Genomic DNA, 2548 nt, shown 5'->3' with positions numbered 1-2548 from the left:
GTATCAGGATAGACTGGATGGCAAGCTTGCAGGTGGGAAAAAACGAAGTAGTAGGCCAATATGGCCGGGATGACACCCGCAGCACCGTTGGTGGGCGCCGTGACCACACGGCCCCCGCAGGCATTTTCTTCGTTAACGGCCATGGCAAACAGGGTGACCCAGTCCATGATGGCAAAGTGATCCATCAGCATGGCTTCAGGGTTGCCGGTCAGTTTTTGATGCATAGTAGCTGCGCGGCGCTTCAGGCCACTGACCGGAAGGTTGCCTTCCATACGCAGGCCCCGCTCGATGCAGGCGTGCATCACTGCCCAAATGGCATCGATCTTGTCATTGACCAGGGCCGCATCACCATTATGCCGGGCAACTTCATTGGCAAACGTCAACTGGGCAATGGTCAGGTTGTGTTCGTGGCAAAGGTCAAGAAGGTCTGCGGCAGTTCTGAAAGGGTAAGGAATCTGGCCTGAATCTTCTGCGCTGTTGACCGCCCCTGGCTGATTGAACTCATCGGCACTGACCACAAAGCCGCCACCAATGGAGAGATAAGACTTGTAATAAATCACAACCCCATTTTTATCGGAAGCGAAAATGCGCATGCCATTGGGGTGTTCAGGCAGACTCTCGCCGTTATGGAAAATCAGGTGCGTATCGTAATCAAAGGCAATGGCGTGTTGGCGGGGCAGCTTGAGTTTTTTATTGGTTTTGATCTGTGCAAAAATTTGCTCAGCCTCATCAGGATCAATCGTGTCCGGGCGATAACCGGCCAGGCCGAGCAGGGTGGCCTTATCGGTGCCATGGCCGACGCCAGTGAGCGCCAGTGAGCCATAGAGACCAACACGAATGGTTGAGATACTGGCCAGGATGCCTTTCTCTTCAAGCTCATTCAGAAAGCGGTGTCCTGCCCACATCGGGCCCACTGTGTGAGAACTGGATGGGCCAATGCCCGTTTTGAAAATATCAAAAATACTGAGCATAGTGTTTGCTGGCTCTGCAAAAGGTTAGGGAAAGCGGCGGATTTCTGATTGTGCCCGGGGCCGCCATGGCCCCGGTTATGGGATCAGATCAACTGGGACGTAATAAAGCCGGTAATTGCAATCAGGCCCATCACCACGGTGAAGATGTTGGCTTTGGAGCGGTATTTGGCCATTGCCGGTACTTTATGGGTGGCGTATACCGGCAGGATGAACAGAATCATTGCCAGGATTGGGGCAACCAGTGATTCGATCATGCCCATAACGCTGACATTGGCATAGGCAACCGCCCAGACTGACAGGGTGATAAAGACGATAATCCCCTTATCGATGGCGTTCATATTGACCTGCTTGCCCTGTGCCCTGGCACGATTGACGATCATGCCCCGCAGGCCTTCACGGGTGCCCATGTAGTGCCCGAAGAAGGATGAAGAGATGGCAACTATCGCCACTATCTGGGCGAGCCAGGCAAACAGCTGGTTATCCGTGCGCTCGGCAAAAATCGACAGAATCGGCAGGTTGGCAGCCTTGGCCTGAAGCAACTCTGCGGGAGACAGGGTAAGAACGCAGCTGTATACAAAGAACATGGTAAAGCCCACCAGCATCATGGTGGTGCGCATCAGAGTCTTGCTGCTCTGATGTTCCGCATTATCTCCCAGCTCCCGGCGATAGGTTGAGGCAAAAGAAGACACCGCCGGCGAGTGGTTGAAGGCAAATACCAGCACCGGAATAGTCAGAAAAACGGTTTTGAGAAAGTCGCCAGCGGAAACAGAGGCGTCAAACTGGGCTGTGTTCCACTGGGGAATCAGGTACAAAGAGGTACCCAGAAGCACAAGGATCAGTGGGTAGACGATGGCGTTGGTGACTTTCAGTACGATCTTCTGACCGGCGACCATAACGCTCACCATGGCAGCCACCAGCACAAAGCTCAGGATTGCCCGGTTTGGCTCTGTCATCCCCAGCTGATTCACCATCAGTGAGCTGACAGTATTGGTAATACCGATGCCATAGATCAGCAGGATAGGGTAGATGGAAGCAAAGTAGCCCAGAGTGATCAGGCTTCCGGCTTTTTGACCAAAATGTTCGGTAACCGTTTCGGTAATATCGGCTTCTGGATTTTTCGAGGACAGGCACAGACGGTTGAGACCGCGATGGGCCAGAAATGTCATGGGACCGATAAGAATGGTCATCAGGATCAGTGGCCAGATGCCACCGAGACCGGCGTTAATGGGTAAAAATAGAACACCGGCACCAATAGCGGTGCCAAACAGTGTCAGCATCCATTCAGTATCCCGTTTCTGCCAACCGCCCGCTGCGCCATCATTCAGAGCAATGGATTGAGTCAAGGTGTGTGACATTTTGTGTTATCCGCCTGGTTAGTTAATCAGTTGGCGCGGACTTTACAGAACTTATGTGCGGTGTATCTTGATGCAGATCAAAATGATCACTTTTTGTTCGATGGGGTGACGGGAAGATTTTTTATCTTTAATTGCTATGTGTTTACGGTTTTACTGGGAGGGGGGTAACAATAAGGAGCTGTCCTGAAATAACTTCGACATTTCTACAGACGCTACCCGCTA

General features: G+C 52.2%; 2 protein-coding genes. Both read right to left on the bottom strand.

The features are described 5' to 3' along the window. The coding region (locus KDK14_RS08545; RefSeq protein WP_257264675.1) for an L-serine ammonia-lyase at window positions 1–971 on the bottom strand (971 nt) is incomplete at its 3' end. An 83-nt stretch (window positions 972–1054) separates the two neighbouring features. After that, on the bottom strand, window positions 1055–2326 hold the full coding sequence (locus tag KDK14_RS08540) for an aromatic amino acid transport family protein (RefSeq protein ID WP_257264674.1): 1272 nt from the start codon (window positions 2324–2326) through the stop codon (window positions 1055–1057). Window positions 2327–2548: the final 222 nt, after the last annotated feature.

The organism is Endozoicomonas sp. ONNA2 (assembly GCF_024606365.1).
GTDB lineage: Bacteria > Pseudomonadota > Gammaproteobacteria > Pseudomonadales > Endozoicomonadaceae > Endozoicomonas.
This window is presented reverse-complemented; position numbering and strand designations above follow the sequence as displayed.

Coding starts and splice junctions, on each gene's coding strand:
- KDK14_RS08540 (WP_257264674.1), bottom strand. CDS start 2,326: ATGTCACACACCTTGACTCAATCCATTGCTCTGAATGATGGCGCAGCG.